This window comes from Salinibacterium sp. NG253, from assembly GCF_015864945.1.
Classification (GTDB): domain Bacteria; phylum Actinomycetota; class Actinomycetes; order Actinomycetales; family Microbacteriaceae; genus Rhodoglobus.
In genome coordinates, this window is sequence record NZ_JADYWF010000001.1 from 514,846 (window position 1) to 541,636 (window position 26,791).

At 61.1% G+C, this 26,791-nt stretch carries 25 protein-coding genes; 11 read left to right on the top strand and 14 right to left on the bottom strand.

The window, feature by feature from the left end:
- Window positions 1-106 precede the first annotated feature (106 nt).
- Window positions 107-1,579: an anthranilate synthase component I family protein gene (locus tag I6E52_RS02465; RefSeq protein ID WP_197154631.1), complete on the bottom strand. Its 1,473-nt coding sequence runs from the start codon at window positions 1,577-1,579 to the stop codon at window positions 107-109.
- An 11-nt stretch (window positions 1,580-1,590) separates the two neighbouring features.
- Between I6E52_RS02465 and I6E52_RS02470 the strand changes: the two genes are divergently transcribed.
- Both I6E52_RS02470 and I6E52_RS02475 read left to right on the top strand, forming a co-directional pair.
- Complete coding sequence (locus tag I6E52_RS02470; RefSeq protein WP_197154633.1) at window positions 1,591-2,355, top strand: aminotransferase class IV; 765 nt, start codon at window positions 1,591-1,593, stop codon at window positions 2,353-2,355.
- Window positions 2,356-2,446: 91 nt separating this feature from the next.
- Complete coding sequence (locus tag I6E52_RS02475) at window positions 2,447-3,109, top strand: DedA family protein (RefSeq protein WP_307842481.1); 663 nt, start codon at window positions 2,447-2,449, stop codon at window positions 3,107-3,109.
- Window positions 3,110-3,210: 101 nt separating this feature from the next.
- On the opposite strand, the gene I6E52_RS02480 is transcribed toward I6E52_RS02475, so the two are convergent.
- The 5 genes from I6E52_RS02480 to I6E52_RS14545 all read right to left on the bottom strand — a co-directional run bounded on the left by I6E52_RS02480 (window position 3,211) and on the right by I6E52_RS14545 (window position 7,164).
- Window positions 3,211-4,122, bottom strand: coding sequence for an ABC transporter substrate-binding protein (locus I6E52_RS02480; protein ID WP_197154637.1), 912 nt, complete (start codon window positions 4,120-4,122; stop codon window positions 3,211-3,213).
- A 2-nt stretch (window positions 4,123-4,124) separates the two neighbouring features.
- Window positions 4,125-4,877, bottom strand: a complete 753-nt coding sequence (locus I6E52_RS02485) for an ABC transporter permease (protein WP_197154640.1) — start codon at window positions 4,875-4,877, stop codon at window positions 4,125-4,127.
- Window positions 4,874-5,560 carry an ABC transporter permease gene (locus I6E52_RS02490; RefSeq protein ID WP_197154642.1) on the bottom strand — a complete coding sequence of 229 codons (687 nt, stop codon included), beginning with the start codon at window positions 5,558-5,560 and terminating at the stop codon, window positions 4,874-4,876. Before I6E52_RS02490 ends, I6E52_RS02485 begins: the two co-directional genes overlap by 4 nt.
- Window positions 5,557-6,384 carry an ABC transporter ATP-binding protein gene (locus I6E52_RS02495; protein WP_197154644.1) on the bottom strand — a complete coding sequence of 276 codons (828 nt, stop codon included), beginning with the start codon at window positions 6,382-6,384 and terminating at the stop codon, window positions 5,557-5,559. Before I6E52_RS02495 ends, I6E52_RS02490 begins: the two co-directional genes overlap by 4 nt.
- A 129-nt stretch (window positions 6,385-6,513) precedes the next feature.
- Window positions 6,514-7,164, bottom strand: coding sequence for a TetR/AcrR family transcriptional regulator (locus tag I6E52_RS14545; RefSeq protein WP_197154646.1), 651 nt, complete (start codon window positions 7,162-7,164; stop codon window positions 6,514-6,516).
- Between the two features lie 103 nt (window positions 7,165-7,267).
- On the opposite strand from I6E52_RS14545, the gene I6E52_RS02505 reads away from it, so the two are divergent.
- The 4 genes from I6E52_RS02505 (at window position 7,268) to I6E52_RS02520 (ending at window position 11,979) form a co-directional block, all read left to right on the top strand.
- Complete coding sequence (locus tag I6E52_RS02505) at window positions 7,268-7,951, top strand: SOS response-associated peptidase (RefSeq protein WP_197154648.1); 684 nt, start codon at window positions 7,268-7,270, stop codon at window positions 7,949-7,951.
- A 59-nt stretch (window positions 7,952-8,010) separates the two neighbouring features.
- A complete protein-coding gene (locus tag I6E52_RS02510) occupies window positions 8,011-9,063 on the top strand; it encodes an App1 family protein (protein WP_197154650.1) in 1,053 nt (350 codons plus the stop codon).
- 79 nt (window positions 9,064-9,142) lie between these two features.
- Window positions 9,143-10,939, top strand: a complete 1,797-nt coding sequence (locus tag I6E52_RS02515; RefSeq protein ID WP_197154651.1) for a glycoside hydrolase family 15 protein — start codon at window positions 9,143-9,145, stop codon at window positions 10,937-10,939.
- Window positions 10,936-11,979 (top strand): FUSC family protein, encoded by a 1,044-nt coding sequence (locus tag I6E52_RS02520; protein WP_197154654.1) that lies wholly within the window; start codon window positions 10,936-10,938, stop codon window positions 11,977-11,979. Before I6E52_RS02515 ends, I6E52_RS02520 begins: the two co-directional genes overlap by 4 nt.
- 25 nt (window positions 11,980-12,004) lie before the next feature.
- Here the strand turns inward: I6E52_RS02520 and I6E52_RS02525 are convergent, their stop codons facing one another.
- Window positions 12,005-13,195: a glycoside hydrolase family 3 N-terminal domain-containing protein gene (locus I6E52_RS02525; RefSeq protein ID WP_197154656.1), complete on the bottom strand. Its 1,191-nt coding sequence runs from the start codon at window positions 13,193-13,195 to the stop codon at window positions 12,005-12,007.
- 33 nt (window positions 13,196-13,228) lie between these two features.
- Window positions 13,229-13,699, bottom strand: coding sequence for a hypothetical protein (locus I6E52_RS02530; protein ID WP_307784417.1), 471 nt, complete (start codon window positions 13,697-13,699; stop codon window positions 13,229-13,231).
- 67 nt (window positions 13,700-13,766) lie between these two features.
- Here I6E52_RS02530 and I6E52_RS02535 point away from each other — a divergent pair, with 67 nt between their 5' ends.
- A complete protein-coding gene (locus I6E52_RS02535) occupies window positions 13,767-14,588 on the top strand; it encodes a UbiA family prenyltransferase (protein ID WP_231601739.1) in 822 nt (273 codons plus the stop codon).
- 38 nt (window positions 14,589-14,626) lie between these two features.
- Here I6E52_RS02535 and I6E52_RS02540 read toward each other — a convergent pair whose 3' ends face one another.
- Genes I6E52_RS02540 through I6E52_RS02550 form a run of 3 tightly spaced genes read right to left on the bottom strand, consistent with a single transcriptional unit; the run spans window position 14,627 to window position 19,539 of the window.
- Window positions 14,627-16,012 (bottom strand): MFS transporter, encoded by a 1,386-nt coding sequence (locus I6E52_RS02540; RefSeq protein ID WP_197154659.1) that lies wholly within the window; start codon window positions 16,010-16,012, stop codon window positions 14,627-14,629.
- A gap of 45 nt (window positions 16,013-16,057) precedes the next feature.
- Window positions 16,058-18,607, bottom strand: a complete 2,550-nt coding sequence (locus I6E52_RS02545; RefSeq protein WP_197154661.1) for an RNA helicase — start codon at window positions 18,605-18,607, stop codon at window positions 16,058-16,060.
- A 38-nt stretch (window positions 18,608-18,645) separates the two neighbouring features.
- Window positions 18,646-19,539: an EamA family transporter gene (locus tag I6E52_RS02550; protein ID WP_197154663.1), complete on the bottom strand. Its 894-nt coding sequence runs from the start codon at window positions 19,537-19,539 to the stop codon at window positions 18,646-18,648.
- A gap of 69 nt (window positions 19,540-19,608) precedes the next feature.
- Here I6E52_RS02550 and I6E52_RS02555 point away from each other — a divergent pair, with 69 nt between their 5' ends.
- From I6E52_RS02555 to I6E52_RS02570, 4 genes are all read left to right on the top strand, one after another.
- Window positions 19,609-21,087 (top strand): SDR family oxidoreductase, encoded by a 1,479-nt coding sequence (locus I6E52_RS02555; protein ID WP_197154666.1) that lies wholly within the window; start codon window positions 19,609-19,611, stop codon window positions 21,085-21,087.
- Window positions 21,081-21,320: a hypothetical protein gene (locus I6E52_RS02560; RefSeq protein WP_197154668.1), complete on the top strand. Its 240-nt coding sequence runs from the start codon at window positions 21,081-21,083 to the stop codon at window positions 21,318-21,320. Before I6E52_RS02555 ends, I6E52_RS02560 begins: the two co-directional genes overlap by 7 nt.
- A 73-nt stretch (window positions 21,321-21,393) precedes the next feature.
- Window positions 21,394-21,888 carry a cation:proton antiporter regulatory subunit gene (locus tag I6E52_RS14415; RefSeq protein ID WP_197154670.1) on the top strand — a complete coding sequence of 165 codons (495 nt, stop codon included), beginning with the start codon at window positions 21,394-21,396 and terminating at the stop codon, window positions 21,886-21,888.
- Between the two features lie 9 nt (window positions 21,889-21,897).
- Window positions 21,898-23,097: a cation:proton antiporter gene (locus I6E52_RS02570; protein ID WP_197154673.1), complete on the top strand. Its 1,200-nt coding sequence runs from the start codon at window positions 21,898-21,900 to the stop codon at window positions 23,095-23,097.
- 18 nt (window positions 23,098-23,115) lie between these two features.
- On the opposite strand, the gene I6E52_RS02575 is transcribed toward I6E52_RS02570, so the two are convergent.
- The 3 genes from I6E52_RS02575 to I6E52_RS02585 all read right to left on the bottom strand — a co-directional run bounded on the left by I6E52_RS02575 (window position 23,116) and on the right by I6E52_RS02585 (window position 26,699).
- Complete coding sequence (locus I6E52_RS02575) at window positions 23,116-24,534, bottom strand: DUF2130 domain-containing protein (protein WP_255529264.1); 1,419 nt, start codon at window positions 24,532-24,534, stop codon at window positions 23,116-23,118.
- Between the two features lie 186 nt (window positions 24,535-24,720).
- Window positions 24,721-25,794 (bottom strand): YHYH protein, encoded by a 1,074-nt coding sequence (locus tag I6E52_RS02580; protein WP_197154674.1) that lies wholly within the window; start codon window positions 25,792-25,794, stop codon window positions 24,721-24,723.
- The gene (locus I6E52_RS02585; protein WP_197154675.1) at window positions 25,791-26,699 is read right to left on the bottom strand and encodes a HoxN/HupN/NixA family nickel/cobalt transporter; all 909 of its coding nucleotides are present in this window, start codon (window positions 26,697-26,699) and stop codon (window positions 25,791-25,793) included. Before I6E52_RS02585 ends, I6E52_RS02580 begins: the two co-directional genes overlap by 4 nt.
- Window positions 26,700-26,791 lie beyond the last annotated feature (92 nt).

Consider the following 26,791-nt stretch of genomic DNA (forward strand, 5'->3'; position numbering starts at 1 on the left):
AAAAAGTGTCGGGCAATTCCATTGTCTATGAGTTGACGTCTCTCACAGTACACAGCCCCACGGTAGACCGGTGGTTCGCTACGGCCGGGAGCGGATGCGTGGCCGCTTAGTCAGCCGGAACGCCGAGCACTCGTAGCAGTGCAGCCGCCTTCAACTTGACCTCGGCCAGCTCCTCCGCTGGCACCGAGAGAGCCGTGATGCCACCGCCGGCGCCGATCGTGGAACCCCGGGCATCCATCACGATGGAACGGATGACCATAGCAAGGTCAACGGAACCGTCAAGCCCCACGTACCCGAATACGCCCGAGTAGATGCCGCGCGGGGCACGCTCAAGAGAATCGAGAATGAGCGTCGCCGAATGTTTGGGCGCTCCCGTCATCGATCCAGCCGGAAACGACGCCTTGATGGCATCGACAGCGCTCACCTCAGGCCGCAATTGACCCCGAATGGTGCTCACCAGCTGGTGCACGGTCGCATAACTTTCTACGTCGAACAGCTTCGGCACCGTCACCGAGCCGACCTCGCAGACGCGTCCGAGGTCGTTGCGCATGAGATCAACAATCATGAGGTTTTCGGCGCGCTCTTTGTCACTCGCGAGTAGTTCGGCGGCGAGCCGGTCGTCGTCATTCTGGTCGGCGCCGCGGCCGCGCGTGCCCTTAATCGGCTTGGTCTCGATCAGTCCGCTCGGGTCGATGGAGAGAAACTGTTCGGGAGTGGAACTCAGCAGCGCGGTCTCTCCCACGCGCATGAATCCACCGTGATGGCTCGGGTTCGCGGCACGAAGTGCCAGATAGGTAGCGACAGGATCAGCGACCTCATCGACATGCACACTCGTCGTGAGGCACAACTGGTAGGCATCGCCCTCAGTTATTGCGCTCTGGCAGGCTGCGATCATGGCGAGATAGTCAGCGTCGGAATCGCGCCAGATGGCGCTCGGCGGCGGCGGTGTCGCGGAGCGTGGTGAGTGTGCCTGCGGTTGCGCTGCAGTTGCTGGCGGTGCTTGCGCTGCGGTTGCAGGCGGTGCTTGCGCGGCGGTTGCGGGCTGCGACTGCGGTTCCTGCGCCGCCGGCACCGCGGGATAGCGTGCTTCAACCGCCGCGGCAACAAGCGCCGCCATGTCATCGCGCCACTGCGCGAGCTCTGCCGTCCAGCTCTCGCCGAGAGCGAGCAGGCTGAGCGACTGAGAGGTGTGGTCGAATACCAGAGCGCGGTCTACCCACAGCCAGGCGGCATCCGGGGTCTCGGCCGGTTTAGTGATGGGAACCCCGAGCGATTCGCCCCGCAGTTCGTAGCCGAGCCAGCCAACCCAGCCGAGGCAGAAGCCCTCTGGCGCGCCGGACACATCGACGTCGGGCACGGCGAACTCGCGCCGCATCCAGTCGAAAACGGGTTCCGTGAGGTCAGTGCTGAGCACGGCGCGCTGCGAGAGCGCAAGGTAGCTGCGCCCGGTCGTCGCGCTCACTCCGCTGTCGAGCCAGATCGCGCCTGCCGCACTATCGGCACTGTTCAGGAGTTCGCTAAACACCGCCGCGGGGTCGACCCAGCGCGGCAGGTCAGCAATGAGAACGCGAGAGCGCATAACCTAAGCCTATGAGTGCGGACGCAATTTACCGGTGGCAGAACGACCAACTCCTCGAAGTTTCCCCCGACGACGTGCCCGAAACCCCCATGACAGTCGCCGATTCGTGGCTCGTCGACTCCGGCAAGGTGCTTGCCCTCAATCTTCACCAGCAACGATTCTTGGATGCCGTCCCCGCTGCCCAGCACGAAACTGCTGAAAAATTCTTCACGGCTGCGATCGCGGCCCTCCCCCGCGCTGGCGCCTGGTTTCCGCGCGTCGAGCTTCGCGGAGCCGAGTTCCTTCTGCGCTTGCGCGCCAACCCCGAGTTGCGCCGCTCAGCGAAGGTGATCAGCTTCACGGGGGAGGATCCTCGGAGCCAGCCCAGCGTCAAAGGGCCAGACATTGCCGCCCTCGGGGCTTTGCAGGTTGGCGCTCGCGCTCACGGCGCCGACGAAGCGATCATTCTCACCAACGAAGGCTTCGTCATCGAGGGCGCGTACAGTGCGATTCTGTGGTGGCGCGGCGAAATTCTCTGCGGTCCCCCGACGGAGTTCGCACGCGTTGACAGCGTGACCGCCCGCAGCGTGCTCACGCTGGCGCGGGCGCTCGGGCTCGACACCCACGAAGAAGCCGTGACCCCGGCCGAACTCGCCGAAACCGAAGTATGGGTAGTGAATGCTCTGCACGGCATCCGTATCGTCTCCGAGTGGGTTGAGGGGCCGGCTGTTGCGGAGAAACCGGGCCGTCTCACGCAGTGGCGCACCCGGCTCGGAGCACTCGCTCGCACCATATAGCCAGTCTGCTTTCGGCTTGGCTCGCTAGGCTGATTCTGTGGATCCCGCTGACCTTGCCCTCAATACCGCAGCCGCCGCTGCCGGCGTTGATATCGGCCAATGGGTCAACGATGCGCTGAGCTACATTCTTGACACCGTGCAGTCGGTTGATCCGGTACTGCGCACCATTTTGGCGGGCGTCGCGATCATGCTCGAGACCTCGATCTTGGTTGGGCTGCTCGTGCCAGGCGACACTGTGGTCTTAGTCGCCAGCTCAGCAGTGGGCAGCGTTCTCGAGGGTGGCATCCTCATCGCCGTCGTTATCGTTGGCGCCCTCATCGGTGAGAGCGTCGGGTTCGCGCTTGGGCGCTTCTTCGGCCCGAAGATCAGGCACTCGAAGCTCGGCAAGCGCATTGGCGAGCAGCACTGGGTTCAGGCCGAACGCTATCTTGGTCGCCGCGGCGGCATCGCGGTATTCATCTCCCGCTTTCTGCCCGTGCTGCACTCGTTGATTCCGGTAACGGTCGGTATGAGCACCATGCGTTACCGCACCTTCATGGCGTGGACCGTTCCCGCCACCAGCATCTGGTCAATCGGCTATGTCTCCGTCGGCGCGCTCACTGCGGGAAGCTTTCGTGAACTCCTCGATCAGTTGCATTACGCGGGCTACATCTTCGTCGCCGTAGTGGCGGCGCTTGCCATCATCGCGTTTGTTGCCAAGAAACTATTGCACCGCTCTCAGCAGCGCCATATGGAACATCACGACAGCGAATAAACGTTAACGGCTGAGGGGCGGATGCTCGTGCATCCGCCCCTCAGTGCTGGACTAGTCAGCAGTGCTGAACTACCCAGCCAGGTGTTGTTACTGAGCCAGTGTTAGCTGAGGCCGTTTTCGCTCAACCACACGCTGGCGATGTCGTCAGACGACATCTTGTCAACGGTGCTCTGAACGTTGAGGGCTACGAGGCCTTCGGGCGTGAGCTTGGCGCTCACAGCGTTGAGCACGTCAGCAACAGAGTCAGCGATATCTGCGTTTACCAGCGGAACAACGTTGGATGCCAAGAAGAGCCCCTCAGGGTCAGTCAGGCTCACGAGGTTCTCGGTCTGGATGCGCGGGTCGGCGCTGTAGACGTTCGCGATGTTGATTGTTCCCGCTACGAGAGCGTCAACGGTCGTGTCGCCGGTCGCGGTGAAGCTGACGGTTGCACCGTAAGTCTCTTCAAGACCGGCGGGGCCGTAGGGACGCTCTTCGAGTTCAGCGTTGCCGCCGAGCTTGAGGTCGCTCACGCCAGCCAGGTCCGCGAGCGTGACAAGCGAGTTCTCTGCGGCGAAGTCAGCAGTCACGTTGTAGGAGTCCTGATCGGTGGCAGATGCCTGATCGAGAACGGTGAGACCCTCAGGAAGTGCGTCAGCGAGCTCTGCATAGACCTCGTCTGAAGCGGTAGCCGTGGTGTCGGCGCTGTAGAACTGGAGAAGGTTTCCCGTGTACTCGGGCATGATGTCTACTTCGCCGCTTTCAAGAGCAGGAAGGTAGGCGTCGCGCTGACCGATCTGGAACTGACGCTCCACATCAAAGCCAGCGTTTTCGAGTGCCTGCGAGTAGATTTCCGCAATGATTTCGTTGGAGTAATAAGCCTGCGATCCTACGACGATGGTGTCGCTAGAGGCGTTGTCATCACTCGATCCAGTGTCCAGGGGATCACTAGTTGCACACCCTGACAGGGCAATTGCAACCCCGACCGCGGCGGCGCCAAGCGCGAGCCGGCCTTTGTTCTTAGCTGTGAACATTTCTATCCTCTTCTTTCTTGGGCAACTTTTGCTGCCACCGGACGTCGTCGAGGTGACGACGTTCGGACATCTTTAGCACGCCCAGCCGAAACTCCGCGGGGAACCGCGAATTGTTGCAGCAGAGCAAATATTCCATCGAGAGCGAGGGCGAGCGCCGCGATCAGCAGAGCGCTGCCGAGCATCTCGTCATAGCGCTGGAGGGGAAGGCCGCGGAAGATGTAAATTCCGAGACCACCAAGGCCGACGTAGGCCGCCAGAGTAGCGGTGGCGACGACTTGCAGCGTGGCCGCCCGCAACCCACCGATTAGCAGCGGAAGCCCCAGTGGCACTTCCACTTTCCACAGGATCTGCCACTCAGTCATACCGATTGCGCGGGCCGAATCGATTACTCGACGGTCGACAGCCTCGATGCCCGCATAGGCACCAGCCAGAATCGACGGGATGGCGAGCAACACGAACGCGGTGACGGCGGCAATCTGCAGTTGAGTCTGGGCCACTCCGAAGAGGAGAACCAGCAGCAGGATGAGGCCGAACGACGGCAGGGCGCGAGCCGCACCAGAAAGTCCGACAGCAAATTCGCGTCCCTTTCCGGTGTGCCCGATGTAGAACCCCAACGGCACTGCGATCAAGGCGGCGATCACTACCGAGAGGAAGGTGTAGAACAAGTGCTCTTCGACGCGCACGGGGATGGGATTATTACCGCCAAGACGTTCCGGCGAGAAGAGCCACTGAACTGCTTCTATGAGGAGGTTCATACAAGCTCACCTTCCCTCACGGGTTCAGCGACAGGTTTCTGCTTTTTCTTAGCAACCGTCGCCCACGGCATGAGAAAACGCCCGAGGAGGACGAGGGCTCGGTCGATAAGCAGAGCAACCACCACAGTCATGACAACGCCGGAGAAAATCTCCTCGGTGATGCGACGCTGAAAACCGTTGGTGAAGAGATAACCGAGGCTCTCTACTCCGATCAGAATCCCGACCGTCACAAGGCTGACGGTGGAGACCGCTGCCACGCGCAATCCGGCGAGCACGACGGGCCCAGCGAGCGGAAAGTCGACCGTCCAGAATCTGCGCCAGCCGCCAAAACCGACGGCGGTGGCAGATTGACGAATTGCGGGATCAACGGAGGCGAGAGCATCCGCTACTGACCGCGCCATGATGGCCACCGCGTAGAGCGTGAGCGCAATCATGATGTTGTATTCGCTCAAGAAAGGAATTCCTAGCAGCGGTGGCAAAATCACGAAGAGCGCGAGCGAGGGAATCGTGTAGAGCAGCCCGGCAAGAGTCAGCAGGATGCCCCGAGTGAGCTTGAAGCGATATGCCAGCCACCCGAGGGGGATCGAAATGAGGAACCCAAGAACGATCGGCGGAATACTCAACCGAATGTGTTCAAGCGTGAGGCCCCAGATCAGATCAAGATTATTGATGATCCAGGTCACGCTAGTTCTGACCCTCCTACAAGAACGCCGGCGCCGCGGCCTTCACTGTCGACGAGAATTGTTCCGTTAGCGGTCTTTTTGAGCGTGAGCGCTCGCTTGCCACGGTCAGTCCCGATGAAATTGGCGACGAAGTCGCTGGCCGGTGCTGCCATGATCTCGGTCGGGCTGCCGACCTGCGCGATCTTGGCACCTTTTTCGAGAATGACGACCTGATCGCCGAGCAAGAATGCTTCGTCGATGTCGTGGGTCACGAACACGATCGTCTTGTCGAGCTCATGCTGCAACCGAATGGTTTCTTGCTGCAACTCAGCGCGCACGATCGGGTCAACCGCACCGAAGGGCTCATCCATCAGCAGAATGTTGGGGTTGGCCGCAAGACCGCGCGCCACACCGACGCGTTGTTGCTGCCCGCCCGAAAGCTGGCTGGGGTAACGGTCGGCCAAAGAGCGGCTCAAACCGACAGTGTCGAGGAGCTCGAGCGCCTGCTCTCGTGCCTTCTTCTTGGGCACTCCGTTGAGCATCGGCACCGTGGTGACGTTGTCGATCACCTTGAAGTGCGGTAAGAGCCCGGAGTTCTGCATGACGTAGCCAATGCTGCGCCGGAGAGCGACCGGTTCTTTGCTCATGATGCTAACGCCATCGATTTCGATGTCGCCATCCGTGGGATCAACCATGCGGTTGATCATTCTCAACAGCGTTGTTTTGCCGCTGCCGGACGAGCCGACGAAGACCGTAATCTTGCGTGATGGAATCACGAGATTAAAGTCTTCTACGGCCACGGTCCCGTCGGGGAAACGCTTGGTTACTGCTCGAAATTCAATCATAATTTCGGCTCATTCCTCGCGCCTCTACGCGGATCGACACTTGCCAGCACTATTAGCTAAACAGTATTCGAAGCCGCTGTCATTCCCGATTGGGCATAACTAAGGCAAATTCGCATAAAGCGAACGCAACTACCAGCCGATGTTCTCCGCGATGAAGCCGCGAACATACGACGTGCTCACCGTGATGAACTCATCATCGCCCTGCGGGTTCATCAAGAATGCGCGCGCTACGAGGGCGTCGCTCATCTCGAGAGCCGCTTCAAGCGTGAAGCGCGTTGCCGCGGAGTTCTCGACGCCAAAACGAGCAGACAATGCTTCAACGATGCGCTCAGCAACCAGCGACTTGTGCGTGCGGCCGTTCGGCAGCGGGCGCAGGTCGAGCTGGTCTCCTACGCGCAATCCGCGGAAACCTGGTTCGGTGCGGTACGTGTAAATAACGGATTCGAACGCCGTGCCCAGCGCTGCACGCCAATCAGCGTGTGCCGGGTCGTTGATCGCATCCGTAATTCGAGTCATCACGCGCTCAAAGTTGCGCGATCCCAAAGCCTGCAGCAATACGATGCGGTCGGGGAAGTAGCGGTAAACAGTGCCGATCGACGCTCCCGCGCGCTCGGCAACCATAGCGGTGGTGAGTCGCTCAATGCCGACCTCGTCGACGATGGATGCTGCTGCATCAAGTAGTGCGGTTAGTCGAGCTGTGCTGCGTGCTTGCACTGGCTCGTTGCGTAGCGAGACTGCTGGTTCAGTCACGATCTCAATGGTGGTTGTTTGTGCGGACACAATGGCCCCCTTCTCGGTGTCTGATCAATCCTAACCTTTAGAACGATTGTTCTACGTGGGGTAGAAGCTCACTTTTTCTGGCAAAGAGCCGTAAAATCCATATATGTGCGGTCGATTTGCTATGGACGACACGGTGAACCAGATGATCACCGAATTTGTTTCGGCGACCGGTAGACCACCTGAAGAATGGCAGGCTGACTGGCTGGCCACCCCGATTGTGCGACCGACCGATCCGGTTCCCATCCTCCTCAAGACGGCGAGCGACCGTGACGACCCGGAGTCAGAAGTGATTGCCCGTGCAGCGCTCGCGCAGTGGTGGCTCACTCCCCCGTTCTCCCCCGTGCTGCGCGGAAAGTATCCGACCTTCAACGCTCGCAGCGAAACAGTGACCGAGAAACCCACTTTTCGCTCGGCGGTGATCAGCCAGCGTGCCGTGCTGCCGGCGATCGGATACTTCGAAACCCAGAAGAGCGGGGCGAAGCCCGTTCCCTATTACATTGCGCCCCGCGAAGGACTCCTGTTTTTCGCGGGCCTTTACTCATGGTGGAAAGATCCCGCTGCTGACCCGAGCGACCCCGCGCGCTGGCACCTGACGACCACCATGTTGACCCAGGCTGCAACCGGCGCGTTGGCCGACATCCATGATCGGATGCCGGTCATCGTCGCCAAGGACGCCATCGACGAATGGATCGACCCCCACACCCGCGGCGACCGCTTATTGGTCGACGCGGTGGTTACCGCATCCGCAACGTTGAGTGAACAATTGCACGCTGAGCCGCAGCATTAGGCACCGCGCGAGAACTCGGGTGCACTCCGGATCCTCACGAGTGACCCTAGGCTGGACTAATGGCTCGTACCAGCACGTCCAGCGCTCGCTCGAACAAGGCGGGCGAGATTCTCCATCGAGCCGCCCGCATCGAGGATGCGTTTCACCGGTGGCGTGAACGTCGTGGCCGCAAGCGCGGGCTAACCACCACGATCATCCCGTACAGCAGCTATGGTGCTCCCGGTTGGGCCCGGGTGCTTTGCCGCGTTGTATTGACTCGGGGCACGGAGACGTCGAAGAAGCGTGCCGAGAAGGTGCGTGGCTGGCGCAGTTTCTTCAGCATCCCTGTTGATGACGAAGTAGTTACTGTGACCATCGGCGGCACCAAGATAGAGGTCACGCCCAGTCGCGGCGGCGTCATCGATGTGCAAATAGAGGCAACGCTCAGCCCTGGCTGGCAGACAGCCACCCTCGATTCGTCCGGAGCGGAACAAGCAACCGCCCACATTTTTATCGTCGACCCGAAGTCGACATTCGGCGTGATCTCCGACGTTGATGACACCGTCATGGTGACTGCGCTCCCCCGACCGCTGCTTGCTGCATGGAACACTTTTGTGCTCGATGAGCATGCCCGACGCCCCGTTGCCGGGATGGCTGTGCTCTATGACCGGATTGCTCGGGCGAATCCGATTGCTCCCGTGATCTATCTGTCGACGGGCGCATGGAACGTAGCTCCAACACTGACCCGTTTCTTGCGTCGTAATCTTTACCCGCGGGGAGCAATGCTGCTCACCGACTGGGGCCCTACCCACGATCGATGGTTCCGCAGCGGCGCTGAGCACAAACGTGCCGAGCTGCGACGGCTCGCCGCTGAGTTTCCGAACGTGAAGTGGCTACTTGTAGGCGACGACGGCCAACATGACGAAGAGATCTATGGCGAATTCGCTCGCAGTCATCCCGACAACGTTTCCGCCGTCGCTATCCGCCAGCTCTCGGCCGGTGAAGCAGTTCTCGCCGGTGGACGTAGCCGGTCAGCCGAAGACGAAGAAACTTCCTCGATCCCGTGGCGTTTTGCGCCAGACGGTGCACGCCTCGCTATTGAGCTGCGCGAACTTGGTCTCATCAACGATTAGCGTCAGATTCTTTGTTAATTTTGACGCACGATGCGTGGATCTGCAGGAACAGGACGCCCTACGCTGCAATGATTGACTAATGGCGTTACCAATCGAAGACTATGCCCTCATCGGCGACTGTCAGACTGCTGCCCTTATCGGAAAAGACGGCAGCATTGACTGGCTGTGCTTTCCGCGATTCGACTCTGCGTCGATGTTTGGCGCCTTGCTCGGCAACGAAGACCATGGCCGTTGGCTCGTCGCTCCCCGAGCGAGTGTGGATGCCCCCGCCACCGTCACAACGACGCGCAGGTACCAAGACAACACCTTCATCCTCGTCACCAACTGGGTGACAGAAGACGGCGAAGTTGAGGTCACCGACTTCATGCCCCATGGCAACCGGCGGGCCGACGTGATTCGCCGTGTGCGGGGAATCAGCGGCAGCGTAGAAATGTACGCCGAACTCTTGATTCGTTTTGGCTATGCCACCGCTTTGCCGTGGTTGCATCAGGCACCCGAATCTGGCGGGCACGCCATCATCGGCGTTGCCGGCCCCGATGCCATTGTTGCTCGCGGCGTTGAGATGCACTCCGCAGACCACACTCACCGCGGTGAATTCACCGTGAGTGCTGGCGAAGTTCGCGACCTGACGATGACGTGGTACCCCGCGCACCGCAATCCACCGGCAGACGTCGACGTGGATTCTGTGCTTGAGACCACACGCCAGTGGTGGATCAACTGGTCTGCCCACTGCGAACCAACTGAGCAGTATCGCGAGATCGTCAAACGATCGCTTCTCGTTCTGCGGGTCCTCACGCACGAAGACACCGGAGGGATCGTTGCTGCGGCCACGACCAGCCTTCCCGAATGGTTCGGCGGCACTCGCAACTGGGATTACCGCTACGTCTGGCTGCGCGACGCGGCGCTCACCCTCCACGTGTTGCTTGACCACGGCTATGTTTCCGAAGCCGAGGCCTGGCGCCGGTGGTTGCTCCGCGCCATCGCGGGTGACCCCGCCGATGTTCAAATCATGTACGGCCTCTCTGGCGAGCGCTGGTTGGAGGAGCGCGAGCTCACTTCCCTGCCCGGCTACGAGGGTGCTTCCCCCGTGCGCGTCGGCAACGGCGCCTTCGACCAGTTTCAAGGCGATGTCTTTGGTGAAGTCATGGTGGCCCTCCAAGCCGCTCGACGCTCAGGCGTCCACGAGAATGACTTCTCTTGGCCCCTGCAGCGCGCGCTCATGTCGCACGTTGAAGACAACTGGCAACGCCCCGATAACGGCATCTGGGAGATCCGCGGGCCAGAGCGCCACTTCACGCACTCTCGGGTGATGCTCTGGGCGGCGATGGACTGTGCGATTACCGCTGTCGAAGAGTTTGGACTCGATGGTCCCATCGAGACGTGGAAAGAGATCCGCGAAGAGATTCACCAAGAAATCGAGCGCGAAGGGTGGGATGCCGAGCGCGGCACCTACACGCAGTATTACGGTGGCACCGGCGTCGACGCATCACTTCTGCAACTCCCCCAGGTCGGCTACCTTGCCGCCGATGACCCCCGCATGCTGGGAACAGTCGCGGCGATTGAAGACGAACTCCTCTCCGACGGACTCGTGTTGAGATACCTCACCGAAAGTGGTGTCGACGGGTTACCTGATGGCGAGAACCCGTTCCTCACCTGTTCCTTCTGGTTGGTTGAGCAGTACGCCTCCTCCGGCCGGATGGATGACGCGACGACGCTCATGGATCGTCTCGTCGGCTTTGCGAACGATGTCGGACTCATCAGCGAGGAATACGACACCGTGAACAATCGCCAGGCGGGAAACACCCCTCAAGCACTCAGCCACTTGGCACTCGTGCGCGCCGCCGATGCGATTTCGGAAGCAAAGATGCCCCGGTGAAGTTCGTAACGACGCTTGTTATTGCACGTCGTTCTCCGCTGCTGCAAGTACTCAAAACATCTGTTGCCGCCGTAATCGCGTGGCTCGTCGCGGGTTTCGTCGTGCAACAACCGCTGCCCATTTTTGCGGCGATCGCAGCACTCCTCGTGGTGCAGCCGAGCGTTACACAGTCGATCGAGAAGGGCCTTGAGCGCAGTATTGGTGTTGTCGCGGGCGTAGTGATCGCTCTCGGCGCCGGGCAACTCTTCGGAGACTCAAGCTGGGTCATTCTGATGGTGATCGTGCTCGCGGTCGTCGTCGCTTGGGCATTGAAACTCAGCGCGGGGTCTGCCAACCAGATTCCCATCAGCGCCATGCTGGTGATCGCGCTCGGTGGCCAGAATGCTGAATATGCCGTTGACCGCATCATCGAGACGATCATCGGTGCCATGATCGGCCTCATCGTGAACCTCGCGATCGTTGCCCCCGTGATCGTGAGCCCCGCCCACACCGCGGTGTCGCTGCTGACCAAGCACACCGCTGCGGCCCTCGAATCCTTAGCCTCCGCCCTCCGCGTGCCCAAAACGGAAGCCGAACTCGAGGTGTTGTTGGCAGATTCGCGCCACCTCAAGGAGCTTCGCGACGCGGCCTCCGCAGCACTTCGCAAGGGAACAGACAGCCTGACGTTGAACCCCCGCCGCAGCAAACACCACCGCATGCTGCGGCGCGACCGCGACCTCTTTGCAATGCTCACCGTGATCGTCACTCGCACGCTCGGGATGGCGCGTGCCATTCACGACCGCTACGATTCCGACCTCGCAACCGACCCCGTTGCGCTGTCGATTGCGGGCGAACTCGAACGCGCCGCCCACGACTTGCGGCTACGAGGCCGCTCACCGAGCGAGCGAGAAGCAGCGCCGCCGACGCGGGAACTTCTCACGCTCACCGCTCCGCTCACGGTGTTGACGCCGCATCCGCAGCACTGGATCTTGATCGGTTCGCTGCTGGAGGATGTGCGTCGCGTTCACGAAGAAATCGTCGGCGACAAGCCAACCGGCTAGCAGCTGAGCAGGCGAGCGTCGCTCGTTAGCCTGCGATCGAGACGCAGTCGGCTAGACAGTGCACGAAGCGACCGGTCTCGCCGGAGAGGCCGCGGCGCATTTCGAGTAGCTTCAGTGCAGCCTTGTCAATGACGGCTTCATCGAGGTCGCCCTCGTCAATAGCGTGCGACACGGCGGTCACAATACCGGAGGCGTCAACAGCTCCGACGTAGAGCAGCATCGTGTTACCCGCCTCGATCGCGCGCACCGCGTTAGTGACCTGATTCGAATATTCTGCTACTCCTGAACGCTCAAGCATGCCCATGTCGTCGGTAATCGATACCCCATCAAACCCGAGATCATCGCGCAAGATTTCGTGCCAGCGAGCCGAGAATGTCGCCGGTTCTTGGTCGACCGCGGTGAACTCAAGATGCCCGAACATGACCAAGGGAGCGCCAGCGGCGATACCGTCCTCAAACGGCACCGCATGACTTGATTTCCAGTCGTCGAACGACAGCGCAGTCGTCGGGATGCTCGAGTGTGAGTCCCCCGCTGCTGCGCCGTGACCCGGAAAGTGTTTGAGAGTGGAAAGAATGGGAGATTCGCCCTCAACTGCCTCGGCGACCCGCGCCCCCGCATCCGCACCGGTGCCGCCAAACGAACGTTCGTAGATGAAACTCGATTGGTCGCTGGCAACGTCGGCGACGATTCCGAAATTGACCGATACCCCCACCGATTCGAGCAGGGCACCACGTTGAGCGAAGGCGTCGAAGGTGGCTTGCGGGTCACGATCGCGCAGTTCGAGGGCCGATGCCGCGTCATCCGTCGGAACGCGACGCACGATTCCGCCCTCCTGGTCGGTGGCCACCAAAACAGGCAAGCCTGACTCGTCACTGAGAGCAGCGGTATCCGCGGTGAGTTGGCTGAGCGTGCTTGGGATGTTGTCACCCATGAGGATAAAGCCGCCAACATCCGCAAAATCAGAGCTGATGCGATCGGCCGGAGAAACTCCGGGAATGTGGACCATGAGCATGCTCAACACTTTTTGTCGCAGTGACATCGTGGACAGTCGATCACTCGCGTATTGCGCGACTGGATCGACCTGCACTGGGGCTACGCGTGGCGTAAAAGTGGGTGCTGGCACCACAGCAGACGGTGACGTCGCCGTGCAGCCCACGAGAGTGAACGAAACAGCCAGTACAACCGCAAACGCGGGGACTCGGCGCGCACTCGTCATGCTGCGATGGTACCCGGGATCAGAAAATCGGGGTTAAGAAAGCCACGTGAGGGAGGCAAAGTCTTCGGCAGTCAGACCAAACTCTTCTGTGGCGTGCGCGACCGTCGTGCGCACGTCAGGAACTTCAACGTCTTTGCGCGTAATGATGTCGATTCCCGAAGGCGTGAGCCTGGAACGCGAGAACCGCAAGACAACCGTGTCGAAGGCATCATCAGCCCCCACAACCTGCCAGCGGCTTGTCAGCACTTTGAGCCAGCCCTGACCGCGCCACACAAACTCGTCTCCCTGGAGGCGGTCCGTGCCCACGATGGTCTTGGTTTCGCCCGCGCGAGTGGTGTAGCTCACCGTGTCGGCAAGCGTGAGCTCATCGCCCTCTGCAGGCTCATACGTGAACTCAGGATTGTGACGGGTGCCATCGAGCCACATCGGAAAATTGGTCGCGGCAATCGCCCACGTACCTGGCAGCTTGGCGGCAAGCACCGAAGCATCAAAAACATCACTCACAGAATCAACATAGGTCACAATGTCTGTGAGTAAGCATCACGACTCTGCCAAACGCTACTCTTGCCTCATGTTGCGTGCCCTTGCTCGGTCCACCCACCCGGGACCAACCGTTGCGGTGACGCTCATCGCGTGCGCGTTGGCGTGGGGTGCCGGCCTTGACGGATGGCGCGTGGCTGTAGTGACCGTCATGATCTTGTCTAACCAGCTCTCCGTTGGCCTCTCGAACGACTGGCTTGATGCGGCACGGGATCGCCGGACGGGACGCACCGATAAGCCGATCGCGAGCGGCGAAGTATCGTCACGACTCGTGGCGACCATCGCGATCATCGCGGCCGCAACATCCGTCGGGCTGTCGTTGACACTTGGCCCCCTTGCGGCTCTGGCTCATGCGGTGTTTCTCGCGAGCGGCTGGCTCTACAACCTCGGGCTCAAATCAACCATCACCTCCGTCGTGCCGTACATCACCGGTTTTGGCGCACTGCCCGCCATCGTGACTCTCGCTGGCCAGCCGCCGCAACTCGCCGCAGCGTGGGTAATTGTCGCCGGTGCCCTTCTCGGTGTTGCCGCTCACTTCAGCAATGTGCTGCCCGATCTTGACGACGACCGAGAGACCGGGGTGCGAGGGTTGCCGCACTATCTTGGTTCCGCTGCATCCGGAGTCGTAATTGCCGTCAGCCTTGTGGCAGCGTCGCTCGCGATCGTGTTCGGTCCGGGCACCCCACCCACAGTGGTCGGCCTCCTGGGCGCCGCCGCGATACTCGCGATTGCGATGGTGAGCCTGACGCTTATCGTCCGCAACGTTATGAAGCGGATGCTGTTTCGACTCAGCATCGTCGCCGCGCTGATCAGCGTGGTGCTTTTGCTGCTCTCAGCGCCGCAACTCCGCTAACACGCGCCTCGCGCTCCGTTCGGGTAGGCGACGCCAGCTCAAGCCAGCGGCGGAGAAGCATCCGGAACGGGAGTCTCCATTGGAGCAGGATTGCGAATGCCCAAGAACGACACCAGCGCACCGGCAAACAGCAACGATGCCATCACGACGACAACCTTGTGAAAGTTTTCGGGGGCAAGCGGCCCCACGACGATCACACCGACGAGGGCAACGGTGACGAGCCCGGCGATGCGGGACACGGCGTTGTTGACGGCAGAACCGATGCCCGCCTGTTCCGCGGAGATCGCCCCCAAGATCGCTGAAGTGAGCGGCGCAACGGTCATCGACATCCCCACGGCAAAGAGAATGACGCCGGGCAAGACCTCGGTGAAGTAGTTGACCGTCTCTCCCATACCAAGGAAGGTGATGTAGCCACTGGCGCCCAAGAGCGGCCCGAGCGTCATGAACCAGCGAGGCCCATACTGGCCACTCAACCGACCAAAGTACGAAGACAGCAGGATGATTCCGATCGACGACGGCAGAAACGCGAGCGCGGCAAAGGTCGCCGAATAGTTCGCCACCTCTTGCAGGTAGATCACGACGATGAAACCGCCAAGAGCGAGGCCGCCATAAATGAACATCGTGGCGATATTGCCCCAGCTGAAGTTGCGGTAGCGAAAGAGCTCGAGCGGCAACATAGGATGCGGAGCTTTACCCTGCCAGAACAGGAAAGCGACGAGGCTCAGGACACCGACCGTGAACGGCACAAAGACCACAGGGCTGTCCCAGCCGAAATTTCCTTGCTCGATGAGGGCGAAGACGGGCCCGCCGAGACCCACGATTCCCAAAGCAGCACCGAGAAAGTCAATGCGGGTGTTCACTTTACGTTCGTCTTTGTGGCCGAGTAGCACGATCATCCACAGCGTCACAGCAATCGGAATCACATTGATGGCGAAGACGAGGCGCCAGCTCAGAAGGTCAACAAAGAGCCCACCTAGAACGGGGCCAACAAGAAAGGCGGCACTCGTCCACGCTGTCCATTGGCCAATCGCGGCGGCTTGGGCTGCACCCCGGAATGACGACATGATGAGTGCCAACGAACTCGGAACCAGCAGAGCTCCCGCGATTCCCTGGACCCCGCGGAACGCAATCAAAAATTCTGCGGTAGGCGCCACGGCAATTAACAGCGATGCGACCCCGAAGCCAATAAGTCCGACGCGCAGAATCACAATGCGACCGAACACATCGGAGAGCGAACCAGCCAACAAAATCAGGGAACCGAGCGTAATGAGATACGCATCGACAACCCACTGCTGGGTGCTCAACCCACCGCCTAAATCGTCGCTGATCGCAGGAAGGGCAACGTTAATGACGGAGCCGTCGAGAAACGCGACAAAAGACGCGAGAATCGCGACCACGAGAACGAAACGCTGAGAGCGGAGCATAGAAGAATTCAACACCGAACTGGGCGCGATTATGCCGCGCCACCGCTAATCAAGACGGGTGAATCCCGTCACGCGAACCACCGCAATACCCTCAACGGCAGATTCGGCGAGGTCAACCGTCGCGGTAATCGCCCAGTCGTGGTTACCCGCGGGGTCTTCAATGATCTGACGCACATGCCACTGGCCTGGCTCCTCGGTGATGACGATCATGGCGGGGCCGCGCGCGTCGCCCGCCACCGAGAGGGTGTCGTGCTCATCGAAGTAGCGGTCGAGCGCCTCGCCCCACGCCTCCTCATCGAAGCCGGCGGCGGCATCCAGCTCGCCAAGAGCGACCGCATCATCGCGGGCGGCCAGCTGCACTCGGCGGAACATTTCGTTGCGCACGAGCACGCGGAAGGCCCGACCATTCGTGACAACGGATGCCGGAGTCGGCGGCAGAACCGGCTCACCGCTGGTGGCGGAGTCGACCCCCGCCGTCATGGCCTCCCACTCGTCGATGAGGCTCGAGTCAACCTGGCGCACCAGTTCGCCGAGCCACTCGATGAGGTCGAGAAGTTCGTCGGTTTTGGCGTCATCCGGAATCGTTTGACGGGTTGCCCGGTAGGCATCGGACAGGTAGCGCAGCACCAGACCTTCGCTGCGCGCAAGACCGTAGAAGCCAACAAAATCGGCGAAGGTCATGGCTCGTTCGTAGAGGTCGCGCACGACAGTCTTGGGGCTGAGTTCGAAATCGCCGATCCAGGGCTGGCTCGCGCTGTACATGTCGAACGCCGCCGTGAGCAACTCCTCGAGCGGCTTGGGCCACGTGACCTCTTCGAGCAGTTCCATGCGCTGGTCGTACTCGATGCCTTCGGCCTTCATCGCCGCAACGGCCTCACCCCGTGCCATGAACTGCTGCTGCGAGAGAATCGGTCGGGGGTTATCGAGCGTTGCTTCGAGCACCGAAATCATATCCAGCGCATACGTGGGTGATTCCTTGTCGAGCAGGTCGAAGGATGCCACGGCAAACGGCGAGAGGGGTTGGTTGAGAGCGAAGTTCGCCTGCAGGTCGACGGTCAGTCGAATCTCAATACGTTCGTCGAAGCTCTCGACCTCTTCGCCATCCACAATCATGGTGTCGGAGACGCGGTGTTCTTCGACAATCTCGGCGGTGCGCAGGGTGCGGTAGATCGCCAGCGCCTGCTTCGCCAGTTCACGTTGCTTGGTGCGGGGTTCGTGGTTGTCTTCTACAAGGGTGCGCACGTTGGTGAAGACGTCTCCCCCGCGGGCGATCACGTTGAGGATCATGGCGTGGTTCATGCGCATGTTGCTCGTGAGCTGCTCTGGCTCGGCGGCGATCATGCGGTTGAAGCTTGCCTCGCTCCAGGTAACAAACCCGTCGGGGGCCTTCTTGCGCACGAGCTTGCGCAGCTTCTTGGGGTCGTCCCCCGCTTTGGCCACCATCTTGGCGTTGTCAGATTCGTGTTCGGGGGCTTGGGCAACCACCGTTCCGGCGGTGTCGAAGCCGGCACGGCCTGCGCGGCCCGCGATCTGGTGGAATTCGCGAGCGGTGAGCTGGCGCATCCGCGTTCCGTCGTACTTCGTGAGCTGGGTGAGCAGAACGGTGCGGATGGGCACGTTAATGCCGACGCCCAAAGTGTCGGTTCCGCAAATGACGCGCAGCAGCCCGCGCTGGGCCAGTTGTTCAACGAGGCGACGGTACTTGGGCAGCATGCCGGCGTGGTGCACACCGATGCCCGAGCGGATGAGGCGTGACAGCGTCTTGCCGAACACTGTCGTGAAGCGGAAGTCGCCAATGGCATCAGCGATCTCGTCGCGTTGCTCGCGCGTCACAACCTTGAGACTCGTCATCGCTTGAGCACGCTCGAGCGCTGCCGCCTGCGAGAAATGCACGATGTAGATCGGAGCTTGACCCGTGGAGAGAAGATCTTCGACCGTCTCGTGAATTGGCGTGAGCGCCCACGAGTAGTGCAGGGGAACGGGGCGTTCCACACCCGTGATGAGGCTCGTCTCGCGGCCAGTGCGACGGCTGAGGTCATCCGCCAACGGCTGCATGTCGCCGAGCGTGGCCGACATCAACACGAATTGCACGTTCGGCAGAATGAGCAGCGGCACCTGCCACGCCCAGCCGCGATCGGGGTCGGCGTAAAAGTGGAACTCATCCATCACTACTTGGTCTACCCGGGCATCCGCCCCTTCGCGGAGGGCGAGGTTGGCGAGAATCTCTGCCGTGCAGCAAATGATGGGCGCATCGGCGTTGACGGACGAGTCGCCGGTAACCATCCCGACGTTTTCGGCACCAAATACCTCGACGAGCGCGAAGAATTTCTCGCTCACCAGCGCCTTGATCGGCGCTGTATAGAACGTGCGCTGGCCTTGGGCGAGGGCAATAGCGTGAGCGGCAATAGCCACGAGGGACTTGCCGGTGCCCGTGGGGGTCGAGAGGATCACGTTCGCGCCCGAGACGAGCTCGATGACGGCTTCATCCTGCGCGGGATAGAGAGTCAACCCGCGATCGGATGCCCACCCGACAAAAGCGTCATAGGTTGCGTCTGCGTCAAAGGGCGTCGGAAGCGCATCCAGAAGTGAGGCCATTGTTCCACCGTAGCCGGGTCAGCACCCCTCTGAGCACGCTAGCTGAGCGCGAGCATCACCGAAGCGACGAGGGCGAGCAGCATTCCGAGAAGCTGAATGCGGCTGACCTTCTCGTGCAGCGTGAAGCGTGCGAGCACAATCGTGGCGAGCGGATACAGGCTCACGAGCACCGAAACAACCGCCAAGCTTCCCGCCTGAAGAGCAAAAAGAATGAACGCATTGGATGCCCCAACGAGCACACCACCGGCGGCGGCAAGAATGCGTGCCCGGCTCACACTCACGACGGGTCCGCCCTCGGGCTGGTGATCGAACTGGGCGAAGAAGTCGTGCAGCGGAGCACTCAGCCGGGTGAAAGCAAGCAGCAGGAGCATCACGGCAAGGCCAACCACAATCTCGACGACCGCGGTAGCGAGCCCCGCGGATTCCGGGGCATGGTCGAGAGCAATGAGGGCACCACCGAGGCTGACACCGGACACAATGCTGACCACGACGGTGCGGGGGCGAACCCGCGCAGCAGAATCTGATCGAGTGACCGACACCAGCAGAGCGCTAACGAGCGCGAGCACGATGGCGATCCACGCTTGCGTCGGGAGTTGTTCGCCCGCAATAACCGCAAACGCGACCGGAACCACCGCGCCCACGACCGCAATCAATGGCGCGACCAAGCTCATCGGGCCATCCGCGAGGGCAGCGTAGAAGGTGAGCAACCCCACGATGGCGGCCACGCCGGAGACGCCGCCCCAGAGCAGGGCACCCGGTTCGAAACTCGCGGGAACGAAGAGCATCGCAATCAGGAGAGACACGGTGGCGAAGACGTGGATGATCGTGGTCGCGGGCACGACCCGCAAGCGTCGAGTGCTCAAGCCTCCGAAGAAGTCTGAGACACCGTAAAACACGGAGCCGGCGAGGGCGAGCACGACGCTGAGGATCATTCCGCCAGCATACGGCTCGTACGCTCCCGTACGAGCCAAACGGGGCTGCCAGCGCGGGTAGAATCGGGTGTGCCTAATTCCAGCGATCTCCCCGAACATGACCCCGCCGTTGTGGATCCCGGTGAGCTAGAAACCACTCTCAAGGTGCTCAGCCAGATGGCCGGCATGGACGAGGAGCACCCCGACTTCGTGACGGTGCGCCGCGCTACCGCCGCCATGTTCAAGGCCGTCAAGAAAGAGCGCCGCCTCGAGAAGCGCGCCGCCATCGCCGATGCCGACCGCGAAGTGATTGCGGCAACTGCCACGGGCGCTGCCGACCGCATCGATGACGAGACTCGCGGCATCCCGATTTCAACGAACACTGAAGCTCCGACGGCGGGCGAGCTGATCAAGGCGCGCCCCTGCTACATCTGCAAACAGCCCTATACGACTGTCGATTCGTTTTACCACCAGCTCTGCCCTAGCTGTGCAGCGTTCAACCACGCCAAGCGTGACGCCCGCACCGATCTCACTGGCAAGCGTGCGCTGCTCACGGGCGGGCGCGCCAAGATCGGCATGTACATCGCTCTGCGTTTGCTGCGGGATGGCGCGCACACCACTATCACGACCCGCTTTCCGCGGGATGCCGTTCGTCGCTTCTCGAGCTTGCCGGATTCGGCAGACTGGCTGCACCGTCTCCGCGTCGTCGGAATCGACCTCCGCGATCCCGCTCAAGTGATCGGGCTGGCCGAGTCCGTTGCGGCCCAGGGCCCGCTCGACATTCTGATCAACAATGCGACTCAGACGGTGCGCCGCTCCCCCGGCGCCTACCAGCCGTTGGTCGATGGCGAGCTAGCACCGCTGCCCGATGGCCCGTTGCCCGAGCTCACGACCTTTGGCCACACCAACGACCCGCACCCGCAGGCGCTCGCCCAGTCCGTATCCGCTCACCCGATTTTGGCTGCAGCAGCAACGCGGGCGGAAGAACTTACCGAGCAAGCGATGACGGCCGGCTCAAGTTCGCTCGAACGCCTTGCTGCGGGCACGGCGATTGATGCGGGCGGGCTCGTTCCCGACCTCGACTCGATCAATTCGTGGACCCAGCATGTCGACCAAGTTGACCCGCTCGAGATGCTCGAAGTGCAGCTCGCCAACACGACCGCTCCCTTCGTGCTGATCTCAATGCTGCGCCCTTCGATGGCAGCCTCGACAGCTCGACGCAAATACATTGTCAATGTGTCGGCAATGGAGGGCGTATTCGGTCGCGGTTACAAGGGCCCAGGGCATCCGCACACCAACATGGCCAAGGCCGCCGTGAACATGCTCACCCGCACGAGCTCCCGCGAAATGTTTGAGAGCGACGGCATTCTGATGACGAGCGTCGACACCGGTTGGATTACGGATGAGCGCCCCCACCCGACAAAGGTGCGGTTGGCAGAAGAAGGCTTTCATGCCCCGCTCGACCTCGTCGATGGTGCGGCCCGGGTCTATGACCCCATCGTGCGCGGCGAGGACGGCGAAGACCTGTTCGGCATCTTCTTGAAGGACTACGACAAGAGCTCATGGTGACCCCGGCAGAGTTTCTTCAGGCGACCGCGAGCGGCACGCGGGTTGTTGTGCGTCATCTGATCGAGGACGGCCGGGCCACTGACTCCCTCGGCTACTTTCACCTCGCCGACAATACGCATTGCGTTGTTGCGACAAACCGAGGGCTCGAGACGATTGAATTGGCGAAAGTAATCGCCGCCAAAGAGATCCCGCCACCGCCGGCACCCCGCCCCCGAGTGGGGTCTCCCGAATAGTAGGGGATCAGCGCAATGAGGCGTAAGCTTCTCGCTGGACTATTGGCCACTAGCGAATTAGTAAGTTGGAACCGTGGGCGTAAGAATCGAACGAATTGACCTTCCCGGTTTTGGTGTGCGTAACGACGTCATCACCAAGTCAGGATGCCGCGTCAGCGTGGTTTCGCTGCGATCAGGAGAACGCGATCTCGCTTTCTTCAACGCGGATGACCCCGACTCGAACGCTGCATCAATCTCGTTGAGCGATGATGAAGCCTCCGCCATCGCCGAAGTTCTCGGGTCATCGCTCACGCTTAGTCGCCTATCTGCACTCGGCGAAAAGGCCGAAGGTCTCTTCAACGAAGAGATCTCGCTGCCTAACGGCTCTGGCTTCGTCGGCCACCCCATGGGCGCCATGAAAGCTCGCACCCTCACGAGTGCCTCCATCGTTGCCATCGTGCGTGGCAACGATGTTGTCGCGTCTCCCGGCCCCGAGGTTGTTTTCGAGTCTGGTGACGTCATCGTTGCTGTCGGTACTCGCAAGGGTCTCGACGCACTCGGCAAGCTCATCAATAACGGTCCAAGCTAAGAGCTGCGTATGCATGAGACGACGCAGCTACTCATCGAGGTTGGCGCTCTCCTTCTCGTGCTCAGTGTGCTCGGCAGAGTTGCCGCACGCTTTGGGTTTTCGGCGATCCCTCTTTACTTGCTCGCCGGTCTCGCTGTCGGCGAGGGTGGGCTTCTCCCACTGCAGGCCAGCGAAGAGTTTTTCGAAGTGGGATCACAAATTGGTGTGATTCTGCTGCTCGCCATGCTCGGCCTCGAGTACTCGGCTGAAGAGCTCATGTCGAACCTCAAGACATCACGACTCTCCGGGATCTTGGATGGCGTCTTCAACGCTATCCCCGGGGCCCTGTTTGCAATTCTCTTGGGGTGGGAACCAGCCGCCGTTGTTGCTCTCGCCGGAGTGACCTGGGTGTCATCATCCGGAGTCATCGCAAAAGTAGTACGCGATCTTGGGCGACTGGGTAACCGCGAGACGCCGGTAATTCTGTCGATCTTGGTGATGGAAGACCTCGCCATGGCGTTCTACCTGCCGGTGCTTTCGGCTCTTGTCATTGGTGCTGGTCTCATGCAGGGTGCCATCACGGTGGCTATCGCTGTAGCTGTCGTTGTCACGATCCTTTACGTGGCGTTGCGTCACGGACGCTTCCTGTCGCGGCTGCTCCCCAACAAGAATGCTGAAGCACTATTGCTCGGGGTTGTGGGCCTGACGATGCTCGTTGCCGGCCTCGCGGAAGCCGTGAACGTTTCAGCGGCCGTTGGAGCATTCCTTGTGGGCATCGCAATCTCCGGGCCGGTAGCGCATCAGTCCGCCCAATTGATCACTCCTCTGCGCGACCTCTTCGCCGCCGTCTTTTTCGTGTTCTTTGGAATCTCAACGTCGCCGGCAGACATCATCCCGGTGCTGCTACCTGCCTTCGCCCTCGCCGTGCTCACTATCGGCACGAAAGCGTTCTCCGGCTACATGGCCGCGAAGCGCGCCGGCATTGCGGCGCCCGGTCGCTGGCGCACCGGATTGGCTCTCACGCCGCGTGGAGAGTTCTCCATCGTGATCGCGGGGCTCGCGGTCGGTGCCGGCATCGAACCGATGCTCGCGCCACTGGCCACCGCGTACGTACTCATGACGATCATCGCCGGTCCGCTGCTTGCGCGCGTGCCAGACACAGCGTGGTTCAAGGCCCGCGTGCGCAAGCCAGCGTCAGCGCCGCCGACGACGCCCGTCGCTACACGCTAGCCGCTGAGCGCCGCTCGCTCAAGCGCCGGCGTCGCCCTTGTTCAGGTCGGAGAACTTCTCAGCCATTGTCGGGTTGCCGCGCGTGAGCTTCTTGATGGTCACATCCTGCGCCTTGTCGTTCGCGAGGCGCAGGTTGCGGTTGGTCCCGAGCAACGCATCCTTGGTCTTTTGAAGGTGATCGATCGACTTATCGATCTCGTCGATCGCCGTCTGGAATTTGCGGGATGCCAGATCAAAGTTGCGAGCGAAGCCTGACTTGAACGAGTCCAGCTCTTCCTCGAAGTTCGTCACGTCGATGCTCTGTGCCTTCACCAGCGCAAGCTCGTTCTTGTACGTGAGTGAATTGAGCGCCGCGTTGCGAAGCACTGTGATGATCGGAATAAAGAATTGAGGCCGAACAACGTACATCTTGGGGTAGCGGTGCGAGACATCCACGATTCCGGAGTTGTAGAGCTCGCTCTCGGGCTCAAGCAACGAGACCAATACAGCGTATTCGCAGCCCTTTTCGTTGCGATCTTTGTCGAGCTCTTTCAAAAAGTCTTCGTTGCGCTTCTTGGTCGCCGTCGTGTCGGCTTCGTTCTTCATTTCGAACATGATCGACACGATTTCGGTGCCCGATTCATCCGCTTCTTTGAAGATGTAGTCGCCCTTGCTGCCGCTGCGCGCGTCGTTGTCTTTCTCGAAGTACGCGCGCGGAAAAGCGGTAGCCCGAATCTGGTTGAACGTCGTTTCACAGTGGATCTCGAGCGTCTCGCCGATCATCTTCGTCGAGAGCCGCGCTTTCATGTCGCGCAGGCGTTCGATCGCATCGTCGCGATCCTTGATCTGCGTCTCGTACTTGTCTTTCAGCGACGTCTCGGCGAGCTTCTTCTCCAACTCCACGCGCTCGAGAGTGCTCTTGAGTCCATCCCGCTCCTTCTCGACGGCGCCTACTGCCGCCGAGAGCGCCAATTGCTGCTCGGAACCTGCCGCTTGGAGCTTCGACTTCAGAGCCTGGATCTCAGCTTCTTTATCCGCCGTGGCCTTCTGCAATTCGTTGACCCGCTTGGCCTCGGCAAGATCGGCTGCTGCTTGACGCTCACGCTGAGTCTTCTCCAGCTCATTCGCCAGAGCGTCACGCTCGGCCTGCACGGCGCTCAGCGCCTCAGCCACCGCGAGCTTCTGGGAGACAGCGCCCGCATCCAGCTGCGCCTTCAGCTCTTGAATCGCGGCATCCTTCTTCGACGCCTCCGCCTGTAACTCACGCGCGACCTTCGCCTCGGCGAGCTCAATCTCGGCCTTCTTCGTTGCCTCGGCCGACTCGAGCCGTTCGTGCAGCTCACTCTCAAACTCGCGGTCACGGATCTGCTTCACGATGTCGGCATAGCCTGCTTCATCGATAGTGAACGCTTTGCCACAGTGCGGGCAGGTAACTTCGTGCATCGGCGCGTAATCCATTCGTCTCAACGTTCAGATGGATGCGCGCCGGCTGCGGTTACTTCACGCGACGCTCTCCAGATCGTTCTCGCTCAGGCTAACGGCTGCGCGGATGCCGTGGGAGTTGCCGCACGAGAAGCCTCCGAATAATCGGGGGCGTTCCTGTAACTGACGATCGACGCAAAGCCCGACGCAAACAACGAGAAGCTAGCGAGAGAAGGTTTCCGTACCGGAGTTCCCGATCGTCTCCGAGTAGTCGAAGGTGACCGTCGTGTCGGTGACCGTGTACGCGATAACGCTGGCCTCCCCATCCAACTCGAAAGTAAGCCTGTAGCTACCCGGTTCGACAGTTTCGAAATCGGTAATGACCGCCCCGCGAAGCGGTTCACCGGCAGGGCGCACCGGGGTTGTGTGCGGCTGTGGGTCCACGGCGTCATTCGTGACGGTCACCTCTCCCACCAGCCCGCCGTTAATATACGGATACGTATCGGTGCCGTGATAGTGATAACCCGCGCTCTCATCAGGATGTCCGTTGTAATCGTCGAGCGGTTGAAGAGCGGAACCGTCGGGCTCTAACGAGCCGTAGATCGCATAGCCGTCAAGCGCGTAGGCGATCGGCTTGGCGTACCCGACAGTGGCCTCAAGGTGGAGCGGAGCCACGTGGTAGTGGTAGTCGTCAGCCTTTCCACAGTGACCACCCCACTCGTCGAGCTCGCCGGCCAACAGCGCGTCATCCCCGCGGTTATTCAGTGCATTGAAGATAGGCACTCCATTGACCGCAAGCGCAATGGCCCCACTAAAGAGGCCTGTTCTTGCCGACACCGGTGTCTGCGCGAGCGACGGAGACACCGGGAGCCGAAACGCATTGTCACCGCTAAACGGCTGGGGAAAGGGGAATTGCTGTTGCCAACTCGTGATGCCCTCCATCATGTTGTGAGCGGGGAGGCCGTTGCTTTCGACCATCCAATAGTCACCGCTCACAAAGGTGTTCACCGTCGACGCAAACTCGTCGAATCCGGGCAAGCTAGCTCCGGCGCTTGTGGATGGCAGGGGCGTAGCACTAGCCTCTGCCGTTACCGCGATCTCCGCTGGTTGAGCAGCGCACGCGGCCAGAAGCAGTGCGCCGATGCTCAGTCCACCCGCGCCCAAGAGTGTTCGCCGAGAGAGCCCGGTGGTTCGGGGCTCGTGGGGGTGGACGTGTTCGTGCGGATGCGGATGCTCATGGGGATGAGCGTGTTCGTGCGGGTGAACGTGCTCATGGGGATGGACGTGATCGTTCATGGCGTTGCAGCTCCTGATCGTTCGTAGGTAACCGTGGGAGTCGATTCAGCTAGTTGCTGCCGACGATAGATTTCAGTCCGCTTGCCCCGACCTCGTGACGCCAGGAGTGCAACGGAGCCTGCGGCCGCGACGATTCCCAGCGCAACCATACCGATCACGCCCGCAGTGGCCAGGATGAGGCCGCCGACAACGAGCGCGGCGGCAGCAGACACTCCGGTGAGCAACAGGTCAACGACTTCGCGACGCCGCGTGTCGCTACTGGCCCAACGATAAGCCCGTGTCGCGAGATCTCCGCTTAAGGTATCCCCCAGGCTCATGCCTGCCAAGAAAAGAATGGGAAGGCACACGCTCAGCCCGACTACCCCGTAAAAGGTCGACGAGTAGCTCGCCACGATAAGCAGCGTCACCGATGCCGCTGTATCCAGACCGAGTCCGAACAATAGGCCCACCACATACATGCGACCGGGCCGAGGCGCCGTACCTACTAGGCGCGCGAGCACCGGCCAGAGTACGCCCTGTGCTCTCGGGCGTGGAGCGGGTCCGCGTGCGGATACGTGTCGCACGCGACGCCGGGAGCGGATGATCCTCACACAGATCGCCGCGTTCATGACGCCCACGAGCACGAGAAAAGAACCTGAAATCGTGCCAGCGATTCCGGTGCCGTCCGGCAACACGGCAAAGCTCGCCGACTCTGCTGACGTCGTCCCGGTGGCGCCAGAAAGAACGAGAACAACAATGGCGATAGCCGAAGCAACCAACACGATAGTGCCGTGTCCTAGCGAGAAAAAGAATCCCAGCATTGCGCTCGGCTTGCCGTGACCGACCGCAATACGCGCCGAGTTGTCGATGGCCAAGATGTGATCCGGGTCGAACGCATGTCGAAGTCCGAGAAGATACGCTGCCACGCCAATACCGACAGCTGCCGCACCCCCACTGCCCAGTCCCACCGGGACCAGAAGAGCGACTCCCAGAAAATGGAAGAGGGCTATCAGCGCCC

Bases quoted from the DNA above. Each gene is read 5' to 3' on its own strand.
- I6E52_RS02470 (WP_197154633.1), top strand. From the start codon at position 1,591: ATGAGTGCGGACGCAATTTACCGGTGGCAGAACGACCAACTCCTCGAA.
- I6E52_RS02505 (WP_197154648.1), top strand. From the start codon at position 7,268: ATGTGCGGTCGATTTGCTATGGACGACACGGTGAACCAGATGATCACC.
- I6E52_RS02570 (WP_197154673.1), top strand. From the start codon at position 21,898: ATGCATGAGACGACGCAGCTACTCATCGAGGTTGGCGCTCTCCTTCTC.
- I6E52_RS02560 (WP_197154668.1), top strand. From the start codon at position 21,081: ATGGTGACCCCGGCAGAGTTTCTTCAGGCGACCGCGAGCGGCACGCGG.
- I6E52_RS02545 (WP_197154661.1), bottom strand. From the start codon at position 18,607: ATGGCCTCACTTCTGGATGCGCTTCCGACGCCCTTTGACGCAGACGCA.
- I6E52_RS02495 (WP_197154644.1), bottom strand. From the start codon at position 6,384: ATGATTGAATTTCGAGCAGTAACCAAGCGTTTCCCCGACGGGACCGTG.
- I6E52_RS02580 (WP_197154674.1), bottom strand. From the start codon at position 25,794: ATGAACGATCACGTCCATCCCCATGAGCACGTTCACCCGCACGAACAC.
- I6E52_RS02540 (WP_197154659.1), bottom strand. From the start codon at position 16,012: ATGCTCCGCTCTCAGCGTTTCGTTCTCGTGGTCGCGATTCTCGCGTCT.
- I6E52_RS02480 (WP_197154637.1), bottom strand. From the start codon at position 4,122: ATGTTCACAGCTAAGAACAAAGGCCGGCTCGCGCTTGGCGCCGCCGCG.
- I6E52_RS02485 (WP_197154640.1), bottom strand. From the start codon at position 4,877: ATGAACCTCCTCATAGAAGCAGTTCAGTGGCTCTTCTCGCCGGAACGT.
- I6E52_RS02465 (WP_197154631.1), bottom strand. From the start codon at position 1,579: ATGCGCTCTCGCGTTCTCATTGCTGACCTGCCGCGCTGGGTCGACCCC.
- I6E52_RS02525 (WP_197154656.1), bottom strand. From the start codon at position 13,195: ATGACGAGTGCGCGCCGAGTCCCCGCGTTTGCGGTTGTACTGGCTGTT.
- I6E52_RS02575 (WP_255529264.1), bottom strand. From the start codon at position 24,534: ATGGATTACGCGCCGATGCACGAAGTTACCTGCCCGCACTGTGGCAAA.
- I6E52_RS02550 (WP_197154663.1), bottom strand. From the start codon at position 19,539: ATGATCCTCAGCGTCGTGCTCGCCCTCGCCGGCTCCGTGTTTTACGGT.
- I6E52_RS02535 (WP_231601739.1), top strand. From the start codon at position 13,767: ATGTTGCGTGCCCTTGCTCGGTCCACCCACCCGGGACCAACCGTTGCG.
- I6E52_RS02510 (WP_197154650.1), top strand. From the start codon at position 8,011: ATGGCTCGTACCAGCACGTCCAGCGCTCGCTCGAACAAGGCGGGCGAG.
- I6E52_RS02515 (WP_197154651.1), top strand. From the start codon at position 9,143: ATGGCGTTACCAATCGAAGACTATGCCCTCATCGGCGACTGTCAGACT.